This is a genomic window from Pseudomonas sp. GW821-FHT02H09 (assembly GCF_059421425.1).
Genome location: NZ_JBWKVA010000001.1, coordinates 155,629 through 173,170 on the forward strand (window position 1 = coordinate 155,629; position 17,542 = coordinate 173,170).

General features: G+C 58.1%; 19 protein-coding genes. 10 read left to right on the forward strand and 9 right to left on the reverse strand.

What is annotated here, in order from left to right; genetic code table 11:
• Positions 1-24: 24 nt before the first annotated feature.
• From AC07VR_RS00670 to AC07VR_RS00695, 6 genes are all read right to left on the reverse strand, one after another.
• The gene (locus tag AC07VR_RS00670) at positions 25-1,518 is read right to left on the reverse strand and encodes an RNA polymerase factor sigma-54 (protein WP_495010238.1); all 1,494 of its coding nucleotides are present in this window, start codon (positions 1,516-1,518) and stop codon (positions 25-27) included.
• Positions 1,519-1,788: 270 nt separating this feature from the next.
• Positions 1,789-2,514, reverse strand: coding sequence for an LPS export ABC transporter ATP-binding protein (lptB, locus tag AC07VR_RS00675; RefSeq protein ID WP_058436531.1), 726 nt, complete (start codon positions 2,512-2,514; stop codon positions 1,789-1,791).
• Positions 2,514-3,059 (reverse strand): lipopolysaccharide transport periplasmic protein LptA, encoded by a 546-nt coding sequence (lptA, locus tag AC07VR_RS00680; RefSeq protein WP_494995185.1) that lies wholly within the window; start codon positions 3,057-3,059, stop codon positions 2,514-2,516. The genes lptB and lptA overlap by 1 nt, the downstream gene beginning before the upstream one ends.
• Positions 3,046-3,618, reverse strand: a complete 573-nt coding sequence (gene lptC / locus AC07VR_RS00685) for an LPS export ABC transporter periplasmic protein LptC (protein WP_494995184.1) — start codon at positions 3,616-3,618, stop codon at positions 3,046-3,048. Before lptC ends, lptA begins: the two co-directional genes overlap by 14 nt.
• A gap of 8 nt (positions 3,619-3,626) precedes the next feature.
• Positions 3,627-4,151, reverse strand: a complete 525-nt coding sequence (locus AC07VR_RS00690) for a KdsC family phosphatase (RefSeq protein ID WP_494995183.1) — start codon at positions 4,149-4,151, stop codon at positions 3,627-3,629.
• Positions 4,151-5,125, reverse strand: coding sequence for a KpsF/GutQ family sugar-phosphate isomerase (locus AC07VR_RS00695; protein WP_495010239.1), 975 nt, complete (start codon positions 5,123-5,125; stop codon positions 4,151-4,153). The genes AC07VR_RS00690 and AC07VR_RS00695 overlap by 1 nt, the downstream gene beginning before the upstream one ends.
• A 223-nt stretch (positions 5,126-5,348) precedes the next feature.
• Between AC07VR_RS00695 and AC07VR_RS00700 the strand changes: the two genes are divergently transcribed.
• The 10 genes from AC07VR_RS00700 (at position 5,349) to hisC (ending at position 13,372) form a co-directional block, all read left to right on the forward strand.
• Positions 5,349-6,158: an ATP-binding cassette domain-containing protein gene (locus AC07VR_RS00700; RefSeq protein WP_494995181.1), complete on the forward strand. Its 810-nt coding sequence runs from the start codon at positions 5,349-5,351 to the stop codon at positions 6,156-6,158.
• The gene (mlaE, locus tag AC07VR_RS00705) at positions 6,158-6,955 is read left to right on the forward strand and encodes a lipid asymmetry maintenance ABC transporter permease subunit MlaE (RefSeq protein WP_495010240.1); all 798 of its coding nucleotides are present in this window, start codon (positions 6,158-6,160) and stop codon (positions 6,953-6,955) included. The genes AC07VR_RS00700 and mlaE overlap by 1 nt, the downstream gene beginning before the upstream one ends.
• Positions 6,955-7,422 (forward strand): outer membrane lipid asymmetry maintenance protein MlaD, encoded by a 468-nt coding sequence (gene mlaD / locus AC07VR_RS00710; protein ID WP_494995179.1) that lies wholly within the window; start codon positions 6,955-6,957, stop codon positions 7,420-7,422. The genes mlaE and mlaD overlap by 1 nt, the downstream gene beginning before the upstream one ends.
• Positions 7,423-7,433: 11 nt before the next feature.
• Positions 7,434-8,093, forward strand: a complete 660-nt coding sequence (locus AC07VR_RS00715; protein WP_494995178.1) for an MlaC/ttg2D family ABC transporter substrate-binding protein — start codon at positions 7,434-7,436, stop codon at positions 8,091-8,093.
• Positions 8,090-8,395 (forward strand): STAS domain-containing protein, encoded by a 306-nt coding sequence (locus AC07VR_RS00720; RefSeq protein WP_494995177.1) that lies wholly within the window; start codon positions 8,090-8,092, stop codon positions 8,393-8,395. The genes AC07VR_RS00715 and AC07VR_RS00720 overlap by 4 nt, the downstream gene beginning before the upstream one ends.
• A gap of 114 nt (positions 8,396-8,509) precedes the next feature.
• Positions 8,510-8,761, forward strand: a complete 252-nt coding sequence (locus tag AC07VR_RS00725) for a BolA family protein (RefSeq protein ID WP_095077854.1) — start codon at positions 8,510-8,512, stop codon at positions 8,759-8,761.
• Positions 8,762-8,783: 22 nt separating this feature from the next.
• A complete protein-coding gene (murA, locus tag AC07VR_RS00730; protein ID WP_494995176.1) occupies positions 8,784-10,049 on the forward strand; it encodes a UDP-N-acetylglucosamine 1-carboxyvinyltransferase in 1,266 nt (421 codons plus the stop codon).
• Between the two features lie 137 nt (positions 10,050-10,186).
• The gene (hisG, locus tag AC07VR_RS00735; RefSeq protein ID WP_494995175.1) at positions 10,187-10,822 is read left to right on the forward strand and encodes an ATP phosphoribosyltransferase; all 636 of its coding nucleotides are present in this window, start codon (positions 10,187-10,189) and stop codon (positions 10,820-10,822) included.
• Positions 10,823-10,991: 169 nt separating this feature from the next.
• Positions 10,992-12,323, forward strand: a complete 1,332-nt coding sequence (gene hisD, locus AC07VR_RS00740) for a histidinol dehydrogenase (RefSeq protein ID WP_494995174.1) — start codon at positions 10,992-10,994, stop codon at positions 12,321-12,323.
• Positions 12,320-13,372, forward strand: coding sequence for a histidinol-phosphate transaminase (hisC, locus tag AC07VR_RS00745; RefSeq protein WP_494995173.1), 1,053 nt, complete (start codon positions 12,320-12,322; stop codon positions 13,370-13,372). Before hisD ends, hisC begins: the two co-directional genes overlap by 4 nt.
• Before the next feature lie 49 nt (positions 13,373-13,421).
• Here the strand turns inward: hisC and AC07VR_RS00750 are convergent, their stop codons facing one another.
• From AC07VR_RS00750 to algW, 3 genes are all read right to left on the reverse strand, one after another.
• A complete protein-coding gene (locus AC07VR_RS00750; protein ID WP_495010241.1) occupies positions 13,422-14,150 on the reverse strand; it encodes a DUF4198 domain-containing protein in 729 nt (242 codons plus the stop codon).
• 12 nt (positions 14,151-14,162) lie between these two features.
• Positions 14,163-16,268, reverse strand: a complete 2,106-nt coding sequence (locus tag AC07VR_RS00755) for a TonB-dependent siderophore receptor (protein ID WP_495010242.1) — start codon at positions 16,266-16,268, stop codon at positions 14,163-14,165.
• A gap of 84 nt (positions 16,269-16,352) precedes the next feature.
• Positions 16,353-17,507, reverse strand: coding sequence for a Do family serine endopeptidase AlgW (gene algW, locus AC07VR_RS00760; protein ID WP_494995170.1), 1,155 nt, complete (start codon positions 17,505-17,507; stop codon positions 16,353-16,355).
• Positions 17,508-17,542: the final 35 nt, after the last annotated feature.

Sequence of the window (17,542 nt, forward strand, 5' to 3'; positions counted from 1 at the left end):
ACTGGAACGCTGTGGCGTGGCCCGTTACATCAAACGCTTACGTTCGCTCGAAGGCGCGATCCCAAGGGATTCGCGGTATTTGGCGACGGTGCGACGGGCTACCTGAATGCCTTGTGCCTCCAGTAAACCAGCGATCTTGCTGTCACTCAACGGCTTTTTCTGATTTTCCGCTGCAACCAGTTTTTTGATGATCGCGCGGATCGCTGTAGACGAGCATTCACCGCCTTCAGAGGTGCTTACGTGGCTGGAGAAAAAATATTTCAGTTCGTAGATGCCGCGCGGGGTATGCATGAATTTCTGGGTGGTGACCCGGGAAATTGTCGATTCGTGCATGCCGACCGCTTCGGCGATGTCATGCAGCACCAGCGGTTTCATCGCCTCATCGCCGTACTCGAGAAAGCCCCGTTGATGCTCGACGATCTGGGTGGCGACTTTCATCAGGGTTTCGTTGCGGCTTTGCAGGCTTTTGATGAACCAGCGCGCTTCCTGCAACTGGTTGCGCATGAAGGTGTTGTCGGCGCTGGTGTCGGCCCGGCGCACGAAACCGGCGTACTGCGGGTTGACCCGCAGGCGCGGTACGGATTCCTGATTCAACTCCACCAGCCAGCGTTCGTTGTCCTTGCGTACGATGACGTCGGGGACGACGTACTCGGCTTCACTGGATTCGATTTGAGAACCTGGGCGCGGGTTGAGGCTTTGCACCAGCTCGATGATCTGCCGCAGTTCGTCCTCTTTGAGCTTCATACGGCGCATCAGCTGGCTGTAGTCACGGCTGCCAAGCAGGTCGATGAAGTCGGTGACCAGGCGTTTAGCCTCGGTCAGCCAAGGTGTTTTGGCTGGCATTTGACGCAGCTGCAGCAACAGGCATTCGCTGAGGTTGCGCGCACCGATACCGGCGGGTTCGAATTGCTGGATGCGGTGCAGGACGGCCTCAATCTCGTCCAGTTCGATGTCCAGTTCCGGGTCGAAGGCTTCGAGGATTTCCTCAAGAGTTTCGTCCAGGTAGCCCTGATTGTTGATGCAATCGATCAGGGTAACGGCGATCAGGCGATCAGTATCGGACATCGGTGCCAGGTTCAGTTGCCAGAGCAAATGACTCTGCAGGCTCTCACCGGCCGATGTGCGGGTGGTGAAGTCCCACTCGTCGTCATCGTTACTCGGCAGGCTGCTGGCACTGGTCTGGTAAACATCTTCCCAAGCGGTGTCGACAGGTAATTCGTTGGGGATGCGCTCGTTCCAGTCGCCTTCCTCGAGGTTATCCACCGTCGGGGCGGTTTCCTGGTAAGAGGGTTCCTGAACATCGGTATTGGCTTTCTGCTCGACGTTGTCGGCCAGAGGGTCGGCGTTATCGAAGTCGTCGCCTTCTTCCTGGCGTTCGAGCATCGGATTGGACTCCAGTGCCTCCTGAATTTCCTGTTGCAGGTCCAGGGTCGACAATTGGAGCAGGCGGATGGCCTGTTGCAGCTGCGGTGTCATCGTCAGCTGCTGGCCCATTCTCAAGACTAGCGATGGTTTCATGGCAGGGGCTTAACACCTTATTTGCCGGCGCACATGCGCCATCCACTACAGGGCGCCGAAGCGCCAAACATAAGCAAATTATATGCCTGAAACTGAAGTGTTTGCCTAGAGCGCGGTAACAATAAAAATTTACAGGATCTCATTGCTACTGGCGCTCTGACTATTGGCTGAACACCTGAGGGCGCGTGTTTGCCTAAAGCGCGGTAACAATAAAATTTATAGGGTTTTATTGATAGCGGCGCTCTGACGACTTGCCCAACACCTCAGCGCTTACAGGCGGAACTCATGGCCCAGATACACTTCCTTGACCAGCTCGTTGGCCAGGATGGTGGCGGAGTCGCCTTCGGCGATCAGTTGACCGTCGTTAACGATGTAGGCAGTCTCGCAGATATCCAGGGTTTCACGGACGTTGTGATCTGTGATCAGCACGCCGATGCCCTTGGCCTTCAGGTGATGAATGATCTGCTTGATGTCTCCCACCGAGATCGGATCCACACCGGCAAACGGTTCATCGAGCAGGATGAACTTCGGTGCGGTGGCCAGGGCTCGGGCGATTTCCACGCGACGACGTTCGCCACCGGAGAGGCTCATGCCGAGGTTGTCGCGGATATGGTTGATGTGGAATTCCTGCAGCAGGCTTTCCAGCTCCTGGCGACGTCCGGCCTTGTCGAGTTCCTTGCGGGTCTCAAGAATGGCCATGATGTTATCGGCAACCGACAGCTTGCGGAAGATCGATGCTTCTTGCGGCAGATAGCCGATGCCGGCCCGTGCGCGGCCGTGCATCGGCTGGTGGCTGACGTCCAGGTCGTCGATCAGTACGCGACCCTGATCGGCCTGGACCAGCCCGACGATCATGTAGAAACAGGTGGTCTTGCCGGCACCGTTAGGGCCGAGCAAGCCGACGATCTGGCCGCTGTCGATGGACAGACTGACGTCACGCACGACCTGGCGGCTCTTGTAGCTCTTGGCCAGATGCTGAGCTTTCAGAGTTGCCATTACTGGGCCTTCTGCTCGTCAGTTTTCTTTTTCGGCTGGATCACCATGTCGACCCGCGGACGTTGCTGGGTGACCTTGTTGCCGGTGGCGCGACCGGCGTTAGCGACCTGTTTGACGGTGTCGTAGACGATTTTCTCACCTTCGGTGGTGTTGCCGTCGTTGATCACTTTGGCCTTGTCGATCAGCACGATACGGTTTTGCGCGGCGTGATACTGAATGGTCACACCATAAGCCTGGACAGGCTTTGGATCAGTCGCCTTTTGCAGCTGTTCGAAGTAAGCCAGGTTGCCCACCGAGGTCACTACGTCGATTTCACCTGCCGGGGTGCGAGTGATGGTCACGGTATTACCGGTGATCTTCATCGAGCCCTGGGTAATGATCACGTCGCCCTTGTAGGTGGCCACGCCATTCTTGTCGTCCAACTGAGCGTCGTCGGCCTGAATGCGGATGGGTTGCTGGCTATCAGTCGGCAGAGCCCAGGCGCTCACGCTTCCCAGTGCTGCGCTCAGGCTGAGCAAAATAGGGAGGGTTTTAACGAGCCTCATACTGTCCTCTTACGTTCGATAGCAGGTGCATCCTGCCTTCTTCCAAATACGCTTTCATTCCCTTGCCAGTAGTCGCGCCACCAGCGCCGTCGATTCTAACGGCTTGCTCGGTCTGCGCATATTGCTTCTGAGGGAATACGGTCATACGGCTACTGGTAATAATGGTCGTACGATCTTTCTCGTCGGTACGTGCAATACGTACCGAATCAATCAGTTCTACTTCAGTGCCGTCCGGATTGACTTCGCCGCGTTCGCTCTGGACGTGCCAGGGGAAAGTAGTGCCGCGATAGATGTGCAAGTCGGGCTTGGTCAGCATCGTCACTTCGGTCGCTTTCAGGTGTTCGACCTTGTCGGAAGTCATTTCGTACTGCAACTTGCCATCGGGCAGAAACTGCACACTGTGGGCGTTGATGGCGTAGTAGTCGATAGCGTTTTCGTCGACGACTGCCGCTGGCCGCTCGAGAAAGCGTTCCGGGCTGATGTTCCAGTAGCCAACGGCCGCGAACAGGGCGGTGATGACTCCGAAAATCAGAATGTTGCGAGTTTTTTTGCTCAGCATAGGTGGCTCTACAGGTAGGCGGCGTTGGCCGCTTCAAGGCTGCCTTGGGCGCGCAGGATCAACTCGCAAAATTCGCGCGCAGCCCCTTCGCCGCCACGGGCCTGAGTGATGCCGTGCGCATGTTCACGAACGAAGCTGGCGGCGTTGGCGACCGCCATACCCAAACCGACACGACGAATCACGGGAAGGTCGGGCAGGTCGTCACCCAGGTAGGCGACTTGTTCATAGCTTAGGTTGAGTTGAGCAAGAAGCTCGTCCAGTACCACCAGTTTGTCTTCGCGGCCCTGATAAAGATGAGGAATACCGAGATTTTTCGCACGGCGCTCGACCACCGGGGTCTTGCGGCCGCTGATAATGGCGGTCTGTACGCCCGCGGCCATCAGCATCTTGATACCTTGGCCGTCGAGAGTGTTGAAGGTCTTGAATTCGCTGCCGTCTTCAAGAAAGTACAGGCGGCCATCAGTCAGTACGCCGTCGACGTCGAAAACCGCGAGTTTGATGTTTTTGCCGCGTAGCAGTAGGTCTGTGCTCATTACATTACTCCCGCACGCAGCAAATCGTGCATATTCAAGGCGCCAACCGGGCGATCATCGCTATCGACCACCACCAGTGCGCTGATTTTATTGTCTTCCATGATTTTCAGGGCTTGGGCCGCGAGCATTTCGGCGCGCGCGGTTTTGCCATGAACGGTCATCACTTCATCGATAGTGGTGCTGTGGATGTCAATGGTGCGATCCAGTGTTCGACGCAAATCGCCGTCAGTGAAGATCCCGGCCAGACGCCCGTCGGCCTCGAGAATCATGGTCATGCCAAGGCCTTTGCGGGTCATTTCCACTAAGGCGTCTTTGAGCAAGGTGCCGCGCGGCACTTGAGGCAGTTCCGTGCCCGAGTGCATGACATTTTCCACTTTCAGTAGCAGGCGACGACCCAGGGCACCGCCCGGATGGGAGAAGGCGAAGTCTTCAGCGGTAAATCCCCGTGCTTCAAGCAAGGCGACCGCCAGTGCGTCCCCCATTACCAGGGCTGCGGTGGTGGAGGACGTCGGCGCCAGGTTCAGTGGGCAGGCTTCGTGCTCGACGTGAACATTGAGATTGACCTCTGCGGCCTTGGCCAGTGCCGACTCGGGATTGCCGGTCATGCTGATCAACTGAATGCCCATTCGCTTGATCAGAGGCAACAGGGTGACGATTTCATTGGTAGAGCCGGAATTGGACAGGGCGAGGATGATGTCGTCGCGGGTGATCATGCCCATGTCACCGTGGCTGGCTTCCGCCGGGTGTACGAAAAATGCCGTGGTGCCGGTGCTGGCCAGGGTTGCGGCAATTTTATTGCCGATGTGCCCTGACTTGCCCATGCCGACCACAACCACGCGGCCTTTGCTGGCCAGAATCATCTCGCAAGCGCGTACGAAATCTGCGTCGATATGAGCCAGCAAGCTTTCTACAGCTTCAGTTTCGAGGCGAATGGTACGTTGTGCTGATTGAATCAGGTCGCTGGATTGGCTCATATCAGAAATCGTATACCCAGATGAAAAGGCGGCGATTATAACGGTAATGATCAGTTCCCTCACGTAAGTTCGTCGGGCTTTGCGTGATTTGCCTGTCTTGATCCTGAACAGGCACGGCTTCGGCCTTGGGCGCTCTGCATCAGCAGTGATATAGTTCGCCGCCAGTTCGGCCTGCCTAGGGAGCCAGGCGTCCTAGTGAGAGGCTGCATCGCAAGGAGTTTAGATGAGTGCCGATAACGCCTACGCGGTCGAGCTGAAGGGACTGTCCTTCAAGCACGGTGCGCGCAGCATCTTCAATAACGTTGATATTCGCATTCCGCGAGGCAAGGTCACCGGCATCATGGGACCTTCCGGCTGCGGTAAAACCACGCTGTTACGCCTGATAGGCGCGCAGTTGCGGCCCAGCGCCGGTGAAGTCTGGGTCAACGGTCAGAACCTGCCGAAGCTATCGCGCAGCGACCTGTTCGACGCGCGCAAGCAAATGGGCGTGTTGTTTCAAAGCGGCGCATTGTTCACGGATCTGGACGTTTTCGAGAACGTTGCCTTTCCGTTGCGCGTTCATACCCAATTACCGGATGAAATGATCCGCGACATCGTTCTGCTCAAATTGCAGGCGGTGGGGCTGCGGGGTGCCATCGATTTGATGCCTGACGAGCTGTCGGGCGGCATGAAACGTCGCGTCGCGTTGGCACGAGCCATTGCCCTCGATCCGCTGATTCTCATGTATGACGAACCCTTTGTCGGGCAGGACCCTATCGCCATGGGCGTACTGGTGCGCCTGATCCGTCTGCTTAATGACGCTCTGGGGATCACCAGTATCGTGGTTTCCCACGATTTGGCCGAAACCGCGAGCATTGCCGATTACCTGTATGTGGTCGGCGATGGACAAGTGTTGGGGCAAGGGACTCCTGAGGAATTGATGAACACCGACAACCCGCGCATTCGCCAATTCATGAAAGGCGATCCAGACGGCCCGGTTCCGTTCCACTTCCCGGCGCAGGATTACCGCGCAGATCTTCTGGGGAAGCGCTGATGCACAAGACTTCATTAATCGAGAGGATTCGCCTCTTTGGTCGATCCGGCATCGACATTGTCGAGTCGCTGGGACGTTCGACGCTGTTTCTGTTTCACACACTGCTGGGTCGCGGGAGCATCGGCGGCGGGTTTGGCCTGCTGGTAAAACAATTGCATTCGGTGGGTGTGATGTCCCTGGTGATCATTGTGGTCTCCGGGATATTCATCGGCATGGTACTGGCACTGCAAGGCTTCAATATCCTGTCCAGCTACGGTTCGGAGCAGGCGGTCGGGCAGATGGTTGCGCTGACGTTGCTGCGTGAATTGGGGCCGGTGGTCACCGCCTTGCTGTTTGCCGGGCGTGCCGGTTCGGCCCTGACCGCCGAAATCGGCAACATGAAATCCACCGAGCAGCTCTCCAGTCTGGAAATGATTGGCGTGGACCCGCTCAAGTACATCATTGCCCCGCGCCTCTGGGCCGGCTTCATTTCGCTACCGCTGCTGGCGATAATTTTCAGCGTGGTAGGGATCTGGGGTGGCTCCTGGGTAGCTGTCGACTGGCTTGGAGTGTATGAAGGCTCCTACTGGTCGAATATGCAAAATAGCGTGAGTTTCCACGGCGATGTGCTCAATGGTGTTATCAAAAGCATCGTTTTCGCTTTTGTAGTGACCTGGATCGCCGTTTTTCAAGGCTATGACTGTGAGCCCACATCCGAGGGGATCAGTCGTGCCACCACCAAGACGGTGGTGTATGCCTCATTGGCCATTCTCGGCCTCGACTTTATTCTGACCGCCTTGATGTTTGGAGATTTCTGATGCAAAACCGCACCCTGGAAATCGGTGTCGGCCTTTTCTTGCTGGCTGGCATCCTGGCTTTGCTGCTGCTGGCTTTGCGGGTCAGTGGCCTGTCCCCGAGCGCGAGCAGTGACAGTTATAAACTTTATGCGTATTTCGACAATATCGCCGGTTTGACTGTCAGATCCAAAGTGACCATGGCCGGTGTAACCATCGGCAAGGTCACGGCTATCGATCTGGATCGCGACAGTTTCACCGGTCGGGTCACGTTGCAGCTGGAAAAGCGTGTAGATAACCTGCCGACTGACTCCACTGCATCTATCCTGACCTCTGGCCTGTTGGGCGAGAAATACATCGGCCTCAGCGTGGGTGGGGAGCAGACTCTGCTCAAGGATGGTGGAACCATCCATGACACCCAGTCGTCGCTGGTGCTTGAAGACCTGATCGGTAAATTCCTGCTCAATACCGTTAGCAAAGACCCCAAATGAGGAGTTTTTTCATGATCTCTATCTTGCGACGTGGCCTGTTGGTATTACTCGCGGCATTGCCGTTGGTCGCTAACGCCGTGGCTGCGCCTTCCGCGCACGATCTGGTACAGGACACCACCAATCGATTGCTCGCCGATCTGGCGGCCAATAAAGAGAAGTACAAACGGGATCCGAGCGGCTTTTACGACTCCTTGAACAGCATCGTCGGGCCTGTAGTGGATGCCGAGGGCATCTCCAAGAGCATCATGACGGTCAAGTACTCGGGCAAAGCCACGCCTGAGCAAATGAAAACCTTTGAAAATAACTTCAAGAGGGGCCTGTTCCAGTTCTATGGCAACGCCTTGCTCGAGTACAACAATCAAGGCATCACCGTCGATCCAGCCAAGGATGAGTCGGGAGATCGTACAAACGTTGGCATGACGGTCAAGGGCAGCAATGGCGCGATCTACCCTGTGTCTTACACACTGGAAAAGATCAATGGCGAGTGGAAGCTGCGTAACGTGATCATCAACGGCATCAACATCGGCAAGCTGTTCCGTGATCAGTTCAGCGATGCAATGCAGCGCAATGGCAATAACCTGGACGCGACCATCAATGGTTGGGCCGGTGAAGTCGCCAAAGCCAAGGAAAAGACCGAAGCTGAAACGACTCAGAAGAAGCCCGCCCAATGAGTGAGTCGGCTGTCAGCATGGGCGAGGCCGGTGAGCTGATGCTCAATGGCATACTCGATTACCGCACCGGGCTGGATCTGCGCAAGCAGGGCCAGGTGTTGATCAAGTCGAGCGAGGCGTCAGCCTTGGTGCTTGATTGCTCGGGTGTGCAAAAGTCCAGCAGCGTCGGTTTGTCGTTGTTGCTGTGTTTCATGCGTGACGCGCAAGCGGCGGGCAAGGCGCTGAGCATCCGTGCCCTGCCTGACGACATGCGTGAAATCGCTCAGGTCAGCGAGTTGACCGAGCTGTTGGCGCACCCTTAACTATCATCAATAAAGAGGCCCCCCGTCAGAGTCCTGCTATGCGGGGTTCGCAGGCGCGGGGCTTTTTTGTATGATGTCCGACCCGTGCGCACAGGGCGCCGATTGAGGTTGAGCATGCAGGCCAACGAAGTGAAGAGCTTCCTTGAAGGAAAGCTGTCCGAGACTCTTTTATCAGTGCAGGTAGAAGTTGAGGGCGAAGGCTGCAACTTTCAGCTGAACGTGATTAGTGACGAGCTGGTGGCTTTGAGCCCGGTCAAGCGTCAACAGAGCATCTATGCCCATTTGAACCCATGGATCGCCGATGGCAGCATCCACGCGGTCACTATGAAATTTTTCAGCAGCGCGGCCTGGGCCGAGCGCACCTGAGCCCAAGGGCGTCGAGATTCTTATGGATAAATTGATTATTACCGGCGGCATTCGTCTTGATGGCGAAATTCGCATCTCCGGGGCAAAGAACTCTGCCCTGCCGATTCTGGCTGCAACCTTGCTGTGCGATGGGCCTGTAACCGTCGCCAACCTGCCGCACCTGCACGATATCACCACCATGATCGAGCTGTTCGGTCGCATGGGCATTGAGCCGGTGATCGACGAAAAACTCAGCGTTGAAATCGATCCGCGTACCATCAAGACCTTGGTCGCACCGTACGAACTGGTGAAAACCATGCGTGCCTCGATTCTGGTGCTGGGGCCGATGGTTGCCCGTTTCGGTGAAGCCGAAGTCGCGCTGCCTGGCGGTTGCGCCATTGGCTCGCGTCCGGTCGACCTGCACATCCGTGGCCTCGAAGCCATGGGCGCAACCATCGAAGTCGAAGGCGGCTACATCAAGGCCAAGGCGCCTGAAGGCGGCCTGCGCGGTGCACACTTCTTCTTCGATACCGTCAGTGTGACCGGTACCGAAAACATCATGATGGCTGCCGCGCTGGCCAACGGTCGCAGCGTGCTGCAAAACGCCGCCCGCGAGCCCGAAGTCATCGACCTGGCGAACTTCCTGAACGCCATGGGTGCCAAGATCTCCGGTGCCGGCACTGACACCATCACCATCGATGGCGTGGAGCGTCTGCACCCGACGATTTACAAAGTGATGCCTGACCGCATCGAAACCGGTACCTACCTGGTGGCTGCTGCTGTCACGGGCGGCCGCGTGAAGGTCAAGGACACCGATCCGACCATCCTTGAAGCCGTACTGGAAAAACTCAGGGAATCGGGTGCCGAAATTACCACCGGTGAAGACTGGATCGAACTGAACATGCACGGCAAGCGGCCAAAAGCCGTCAACGTGCGTACTGCTCCGTACCCGGCGTTCCCGACCGACATGCAGGCGCAGTTCATCTCGCTCAACGCCATTGCCGAAGGCACTGGTGCGGTGATCGAGACCATCTTCGAAAACCGCTTCATGCACGTGTATGAACTGCACCGCATGGGTGCCAAGATCCAGGTCGAAGGCAACACCGCGATCGTTACCGGCACCGAGAAGCTTAAAGGCGCGCCAGTCATGGCCACCGACCTGCGGGCTTCGGCCAGTCTGGTCATCTCGGCACTGATCGCCGAAGGCGACACGCTGATCGACCGCATCTACCACATCGACCGTGGTTACGAGTGCATCGAAGAGAAGCTGCAGATGCTCGGCGCCAAGATTCGCCGCGTACCGGGCTAGTTTCTTGCGTCATGGGCACATGGAGGTGCCCGATAGTTGGTTTCGTTTCAAGTCGAGCCTGTAATGTTCAGGTTCGATGTTTGTCCGGCGCCGTTTGTGACCGGGCATAAGTATCCTGATAAGGACTTACGTTTCCCATGTTGACCATCGCACTGTCCAAGGGCCGCATTCTCGATGACACTCTGCCGCTTCTGGCTGAAGCGGGCATTGTACCGACCGAGAATCCGGACAAGAGCCGCAAGCTGATCATCCCCACGACCCAGGCCGATGTGCGCTTGCTGATCGTGCGCGCTACCGATGTGCCGACCTACGTCGAGCATGGTGCCGCCGATCTCGGTGTGGCCGGTAAAGATGTGTTGATGGAGTACGGCGGCCAAGGCCTGTACGAGCCATTGGACCTGCAGATTGCCCAATGCAGGCTGATGACCGCTGGTGCCATTGGCGCGGTTGAGCCCAAAGGCCGGCTACGGGTGGCGACCAAGTTCGTCAACGTTGCCAAGCGTTACTACGCCGAACAGGGCCGTCAGGTCGACATCATCAAGCTTTACGGCTCGATGGAACTGGCTCCGTTGATCGGTCTGGCGGACAAGATCATCGACGTCGTAGACACTGGCAACACGTTGCGGGCCAATGGCCTGGAGCCTCAGGAGTTGATCTCGATGATCAGTTCCCGTCTGGTGGTCAACAAGGCCTCCATGAAAATGCAGCACGCCCGTATCCAGGCGCTGATCGATACCCTGCGCAAAGCGGTAGAGTCGCGACACCGCGGCTGACCCATCCGCGCGACCCCGGTCGCGCCCATCTATCCGTGTCATAGCCAGAATTCTCAGGTGCCCACGCGGATGGCTTGGTAGTCTTGCGGCGCCTGAGATTTGCAAAACCCAGCTTTGCAAAACCAAGCTTTGCCCATTTGAGCATTCGCCAATTATTGAGGCCCTCGCTATGACCGCTCCCACTGCAATTCGCCGACTCAACGCTGCTGACCCGGATTTCGCGCATCATCTGGATCATCTGCTGAGCTGGGAAAGTGTGTCTGACGACTCGGTCAATCAGCGGGTGCTGGATATCATCAAAGCCGTGCGCGAACGCGGCGACGCGGCGCTGGTGGAATTCACCCAGCGCTTCGACGGCCTTGAAGTGACATCGATGGCCGATCTGATTCTGCCCCGTGAGCGTCTGGAGCTGGCCCTGACCCGGATCACCGTGCCCCAGCGTGAAGCGCTGGAAAAAGCTGCTACGCGAGTACGCAGCTACCACGAAAAACAGAAACAGGATTCCTGGAGCTACACCGAGGCCGACGGCACGGTGCTGGGCCAGAAGGTCACGCCGCTTGACCGCGCCGGTCTGTACGTCCCCGGAGGCAAGGCTTCCTATCCGTCTTCGGTGTTGATGAACGCGATCCCGGCCAAGGTCGCGGGCGTGACCGAAGTGGTCATGGTCGTACCGACCCCGCGCGGTGAAATCAATGAACTGGTGCTGGCCGCAGCCTGCATCGCCGGTGTTGACCGGGTATTTACCATCGGTGGCGCCCAGGCCGTTGCCGCCTTGGCTTATGGCACCGAAAGTGTACCCAAGGTCGACAAAGTCGTCGGCCCGGGCAACATCTATGTGGCCACCGCCAAGCGCCACGTGTTTGGTCAGGTCGGTATCGACATGATTGCCGGCCCGTCCGAGATTCTGGTGGTCTGCGACGGTCAGACCGATCCGGACTGGATTGCCATGGACCTGTTTTCCCAGGCTGAGCACGACGAAGATGCCCAGGCCATTCTGATCAGCCCGGATGCCGGGTTCCTCGACAAGGTGGCGGCGAGTATCGCCAAACTGCTGCCGACCATGGAACGCGCCGAAATCATCGAGACCTCGATCAACGGCCGTGGTGCGTTGATTCAGGTTCGCGACATGCAGCAAGCCATCGACGTGGCCAACCGCATTGCCCCGGAGCACCTGGAGCTGTCGGTCGCCGATCCGCAAGCCTGGTTGCCGCAGATCCGCCATGCCGGTGCAATCTTCATGGGCCGTCACACCTGCGAGGCCTTGGGCGACTATTGCGCCGGTCCCAACCACGTGTTGCCGACTTCCGGCACTGCGCGTTTCTCCTCGCCGCTGGGGGTGTATGACTTCCAGAAGCGTTCGTCGATTATTTTCTGTTCGCAGGCGGGCGCTTCCGAACTGGGCAAAACCGCTTCAGTGCTGGCCCGCGGCGAGTCCCTGACTGCCCACGCCCGCAGCGCGGAATACCGGATCGTTACCAATGAAGAGGGGAAACAAGCATGAGTAAATTCTGGAGTCCCTTCGTCAAGAATCTGGTGCCTTACGTGCCGGGTGAGCAGCCGAAGCTGGCGAAATTGGTCAAGCTCAACACCAACGAAAATCCTTATGGTCCATCGCCTAAAGCCTTGGCGGCGATGCAGACCGAATTGAACGACAACCTGCGTCTGTATCCGGATCCGAACAGCGACCTGCTCAAGCAAGCCGTTGCCAAGTACTACGGGGTGCAGAGCAATCAGGTGTTCCTCGGCAACGGTTCCGATGAAGTGCTGGCCCATGTTTTCCACGGCTTGCTCCAACACGATCAGCCGCTGCTGTTTCCGGACATCAGCTACAGCTTCTATCCGGTGTACTGCGGCCTGTACGGTATGGCATTCGAAGCGGTGGCGCTGGATGAGCAGTTTCAGATTCGCGTCTCGGACTATGCCAGGCCTAACGGCGGGATCATTTTCCCCAATCCGAATGCGCCAACCGGTTGCCTCTTGGCGCTGGACGCGGTCGAGCAAATCCTCAAGGCCAGCCCGGACTCAGTAGTCGTTGTCGACGAGGCCTACATCGACTTCGGTGGCGAGACGGCGATCAGCCTGGTGGATCGTTATCCGAATCTGCTGGTGACTCAGACACTGTCCAAGTCGCGTTCCCTGGCGGGTCTGCGAGTCGGTCTGGCGGTCGGTCATGCGGATTTGATCGAGGCGCTGGAGCGGATCAAGAACAGCTTCAACTCCTACCCGCTGGATCGTCTGGCGATCGTCGGCGCGGCAGCCGCGTTCGAGGATCGTGAGCACTTCGACAAGACCTGCAAGCTGGTTATCGACAGTCGTGAACACGTGGTTGAGCAATTGCAGGCAAAGGGTTTTGAAGTGCTGCCGTCGGCGGCGAACTTCATCTTCGCCCGTCATCCGCAACACGACGCGGCAGGCCTGGCGGCCAAGTTGCGTGAGCAAGGCGTGATCGTGCGCCACTTCAAGCAGGAGCGAATCGCTCAGTTCCTGCGCATCTCCATCGGCACGCCAGAGCAGAACCAGGCGTTGCTGGACGGCTTGGGCGACCTGTAGTTGGTTTTGATTGATCGTTCCCACGCTCCGCGTGGGAACGATCTTTGCCTTACTCGTGATGCGCTTCACCCAAAAACGTCAGTGAACTGAACAATCCCCGCGACGCCACATCGGCATTGTCTTTCAGCGGGATTTCCACCTGCGCTGCAATCACATTCAGCCCTTCATTACGCACCAGCACCTGTGCCCGACCTTCGGCATCCGTTTCGGTACTCAGGGTGTTCGGCGCGTTGCGATAATCGCCAATCAACTTCACCCCGGCCGCAGGTTTGCCATCGAGCAGCACGCGCACCTGCAGTGACTGGCCCGGGCCGACGGTGAGCGGATCGACTTCCGGCAGGATCAGCAGTTTGATCTGATCCAGCTTCGGTAACGTGGCCCCCGGCTGATAAATCGCCAGGCTGTACTTGAAGGTCTGGGTCGAGGCGATCGCTCCCGGTACTTTGCTGCGTCCCTGATTGACCCATTGCTTGTCAGCGGTCTGCGACCACATACCGTTATCCAGCGCCACGGCCAGCACGGCGGGCGGCTTGAGTGGTTGAAGGCGCGCATGATCGGCCAAGCGTTGTACGGTGACCGGGATCATCTTGCCTGCGACGTCATAGGCCCAGGCACCGCTGATTTTCTGCGCTTTGAAGGCATTGTCCTCGGCGCCATGGCCGTAGATGACTTCGACATTACCACGGCGTTGTTCGGTCCACAGGCCGTGGGCCGAGACTTGAGTGGCGAACAACGCGCCGAGCAGACCCAGCAGAGCCAGTGTTTTTGGTTGTTGCATGGCGATTCCCTTTTACAGATTGAGTGTCAGGCTGACGGTGAAATTGCGCGGCTCGCCGGGGTTGACCCAGTAATTGCTGTAGGAGCGCTCGTAATATTCCTCGTCGAAGAGGTTGTTCAGATTCAGCCCCACGGTGACGTTTTCGCTGGTCTTGTAATGGGCCAGCAGGTCGACGGTGTGGTAGGCGGGCAGTTCGAAATCGCCACCGGCTTCGCCTGAGCGGTCACCCACATAGGTGAACGCCGTGCCGACATCGGCGCCGCGCATCAGGCCATCCTGAAATACATACACGCCCAACAGACTACCGCTGCGTTTGGCTACACCGAGAATCCGGCTGCCGGTGGGGATTGCTTTGTCGCCTTTTGTGACCTCGGCATCGATATAGGCGAAAGCACCGATCACTCGCACGGCGTCACTGAGTTGCCCGGTGACTTGCAGGTCAATGCCCTGGCTGCGGGCCTTGCCCATGGCGCGGTAGTTGTCGGTGGCCGGGTCGAGGGTCAGAACGTTTTCTTTCTCGATGTGGAAAGCGGCGAGGGTGGTGCTCAGGCGATCGTCGAACAGCTCGCTCTTGATACCGGCTTCATAGCCGACGCCTTCCTCTGGATCGAAGAATTTGCTGCTGACGTCCAGGCCGTCGTTCGGTTTGAACGAGGTGGACGCATTGGCGAACAGGCCGACTTGCGGTGTCAGTTGGTAGAGCAGACCCGCGCGTTGGGTCAGAGCGTCATGGGTTTGCCGGGTACTGGCGTTCCTCGTGAAGTCGTCGATCTTCTGTTCGAAGTGCTCCAGGCGAACGCCGAGCATGCCTCGCAGACGTTCGCTGAAGACGATCTGGTCTTGCAGGTTCAGCGCCTGGCTTTCGACATGTTCGAAGAAGTCTGTGCCCGAGCGCGCACCATCGGGTTTCGGCTGGCCGTAAACCGGGTTGTAGATATCGATGGCATACGGGCTACCGGCGATAGTGGTGACCCGTTCATTCTTGCGGTAGTTCTCGTATTCGCTGCCGATCAGCAGCTCGTGCTGCCAATTGCCGATGTCGAACAGACCGCGTAGTTCAAGCTGGGTAATGCTGTCGTGCCAGTCGCTATCGCGCTCCCGGTAGCGACGGTTGACGGTGTGCTGATCGGCGTTCAGCGGGCGGGCTTCCGAGGCGAAACCCCAGAGTTTGCCCTGCTTGTAATGACTGGCCAGGCGCAGTTTCCAGGCATCGATCAAATGATGTTCGAGCGCGGCCTGGAGCATGTTGTTGTGGTTATCAATGTCATCGTCGTTGGGCTCGCCGAGGAAGGTAGAGCGCGATACACCGCTCCACGTGTTGTTCGGTGCAACGATGCCGCGATCGAATGTCGAGCTGTGGCGTACGAATTCACTTTCCACCAGCAGGCTGGTATCCGGGTCGGGTTGCCAACTGAACGACGGCGCGACGAACACCCGCCGACTGTCGACGTGATCGCGCAAGCTGTGGTTGTCTTCTACCGCGAGGTTGACCCGGGACAGCACATTGCCTTGCTCGTCGAGGGGGGTGTTGACGTCCATTGCACTACGGTAGCGATCCCAACTGCCGGTGCTGGTTTGCAACGTCGTGAAGGCTTCGGGTTGCGGTTTTTTGGTGACGATATTCACCGTGCCGCCGGGATCGCCACGACCATACAGGCTGGCTGCCGGCCCTTTGAGTACTTCGATGCGCTCGATGTTGGCGGCATCCGGTGTGCTTGGGAAACCGCGGTTGGCGCTAAAGCCGTCCTTGTAGAACTGCGAAGTGGTGAAGCCGCGCACGCTGTATTCGTAGAGGGTCAGGCCACCGAAGTTGTTTTGTTTCGAGACGCCGCCGGCAAACTCCAGGGCGCGTTCGACGCTGGTGCTGCCCAAATCCTTGAGCACGCTGGCGGGGATCACACTGATGGACTGCGCAATATCCCGAATGGCCGTATCGGTTTTGGTCGCGCTGGAGGAACGAGTGGCGCGATAGCCCTTGACCGGGCCGGTGGGGGATTCGTAGTCGGCGGTGACGCTGATGGCGTCGAGTTCCAGCGGTTGTGGTTCTTCGGCGAAGACCGGATCCCCCAGCAGACCAAGGGCCAGGCCTGCCAGGGAAGCAGTTTTGCGAGACGTCATGACATCGTTCCAATAGCAGTATTGAAACAATATAACATGACCAATGAGAATGTATGCTTTTAGCCCGGCGAGCCGGGCTGGCGCTTACTGCTCTTCTTTGACGGGCGCTGGCGGCGGACGCAGACCGATTTCCGCCGTGAGCTTGAGATCCTGGCCGTTGCGGATGACCTGGATGGTGACCTTGTCGCTCGGCTTGATCCGCGCCACCTGGTTCATCGAGCGGCGCCCGTCACCGGCCGGTTCGCCGTCGATGCTGAGGATCACATCGCCCAGTTGCAGACCGGCTTTCTGCGCCGGGCCATCACGGAAAATTCCGGCGACCACAATGCCCGGACGTCCGGAGAGGCCAAAGGATTCCGCCAGTTCCTGAGACAGCGGCTGTACTTCGATGCCGAGCCAGCCACGGATCACCTGGCCGTGCTCGATAATCGACTTCATCACTTCCATGGCCAGTTTGATCGGGATGGCAAACCCGATGCCCTGAGAGCCGCCGGATTTGGAGAAGATCGCCGTGTTGATCCCGGTCAGGTTGCCATTGGCGTCTACCAGTGCACCGCCCGAGTTACCGGGGTTGATCGCGGCGTCGGTCTGGATGAAGTCTTCGTAGTTGTTCAAACCCAGCTGATTGCGCCCGGTGGCGCTAATGATGCCCATAGTGACGGTCTGGCCGACGCCGAACGGGTTGCCGATGGCCAGCGCGACGTCGCCGACGCGGATGTTTTCGGAGCGGCCGACGGTGATCGAGGGCAAATTCTTCAGATCGATTTTCAGGACCGCAAGGTCGGTCTCCGGATCACTGCCGATCACTCGGGCCAGGGTTTCGCGGCCATCCTTGAGGGCCACCACGATTTGGTCAGCGCCGGTGGTAACGTGGTTGTTGGTCAGCAGGTAGCCTTCCGGGCTCATGATCACGCCCGAGCCGAGGCTGGACTCCATGCGCTTTTGCTTGGGTGCGTTGTCGCCGAAAAAGCGCCGGAACTGGGGATCCTCGAACAGTGGATGAGCGGGTTTGTTGATCACCTTGGTGGTGTACAGGTTGACCACCGCAGGCGCGGCAGTGACCACCGCATCGGCGTAGGACACAGGCCCCTGCAGGGTGCTGGTGGTTTGCGGAGCTTGCTGCAGGTTGACGTCAAGGCTTGGCAGCCCGACCCATTGCGGGTAACGCTGAATAATCAGCAACGCGATAAGCACGCCGGCCAACAGCGGCCAGCCAAAAAAACGCAGCGCCTTGAGCATTAAGCAAGTCCTGAGAGGTTACGAAGGACCGCATA

Excerpts from the sequence above, each read along its gene's own strand:
- lptB (WP_058436531.1), bottom strand. The coding sequence starts at position 2,514 with ATGGCAACTCTGAAAGCTCAGCATCTGGCCAAGAGCTACAAGAGCCGC.
- hisD (WP_494995174.1), top strand. The coding sequence starts at position 10,992 with ATGACCGCTCCCACTGCAATTCGCCGACTCAACGCTGCTGACCCGGAT.
- lptA (WP_494995185.1), bottom strand. The coding sequence starts at position 3,059 with ATGAGGCTCGTTAAAACCCTCCCTATTTTGCTCAGCCTGAGCGCAGCA.
- AC07VR_RS00750 (WP_495010241.1), bottom strand. The coding sequence starts at position 14,150 with ATGCAACAACCAAAAACACTGGCTCTGCTGGGTCTGCTCGGCGCGTTG.
- AC07VR_RS00755 (WP_495010242.1), bottom strand. The coding sequence starts at position 16,268 with ATGACGTCTCGCAAAACTGCTTCCCTGGCAGGCCTGGCCCTTGGTCTG.
- lptC (WP_494995184.1), bottom strand. The coding sequence starts at position 3,618 with ATGCTGAGCAAAAAAACTCGCAACATTCTGATTTTCGGAGTCATCACC.
- hisG (WP_494995175.1), top strand. The coding sequence starts at position 10,187 with ATGTTGACCATCGCACTGTCCAAGGGCCGCATTCTCGATGACACTCTG.
- AC07VR_RS00720 (WP_494995177.1), top strand. The coding sequence starts at position 8,090 with ATGAGTGAGTCGGCTGTCAGCATGGGCGAGGCCGGTGAGCTGATGCTC.
- murA (WP_494995176.1), top strand. The coding sequence starts at position 8,784 with ATGGATAAATTGATTATTACCGGCGGCATTCGTCTTGATGGCGAAATT.
- hisC (WP_494995173.1), top strand. The coding sequence starts at position 12,320 with ATGAGTAAATTCTGGAGTCCCTTCGTCAAGAATCTGGTGCCTTACGTG.
- AC07VR_RS00715 (WP_494995178.1), top strand. The coding sequence starts at position 7,434 with ATGATCTCTATCTTGCGACGTGGCCTGTTGGTATTACTCGCGGCATTG.
- AC07VR_RS00700 (WP_494995181.1), top strand. The coding sequence starts at position 5,349 with ATGAGTGCCGATAACGCCTACGCGGTCGAGCTGAAGGGACTGTCCTTC.
- AC07VR_RS00695 (WP_495010239.1), bottom strand. The coding sequence starts at position 5,125 with ATGAGCCAATCCAGCGACCTGATTCAATCAGCACAACGTACCATTCGC.
- algW (WP_494995170.1), bottom strand. The coding sequence starts at position 17,507 with ATGCTCAAGGCGCTGCGTTTTTTTGGCTGGCCGCTGTTGGCCGGCGTG.
- mlaD (WP_494995179.1), top strand. The coding sequence starts at position 6,955 with ATGCAAAACCGCACCCTGGAAATCGGTGTCGGCCTTTTCTTGCTGGCT.
- mlaE (WP_495010240.1), top strand. The coding sequence starts at position 6,158 with ATGCACAAGACTTCATTAATCGAGAGGATTCGCCTCTTTGGTCGATCC.
- AC07VR_RS00725 (WP_095077854.1), top strand. The coding sequence starts at position 8,510 with ATGCAGGCCAACGAAGTGAAGAGCTTCCTTGAAGGAAAGCTGTCCGAG.
- AC07VR_RS00670 (WP_495010238.1), bottom strand. The coding sequence starts at position 1,518 with ATGAAACCATCGCTAGTCTTGAGAATGGGCCAGCAGCTGACGATGACA.
- AC07VR_RS00690 (WP_494995183.1), bottom strand. The coding sequence starts at position 4,151 with ATGAGCACAGACCTACTGCTACGCGGCAAAAACATCAAACTCGCGGTT.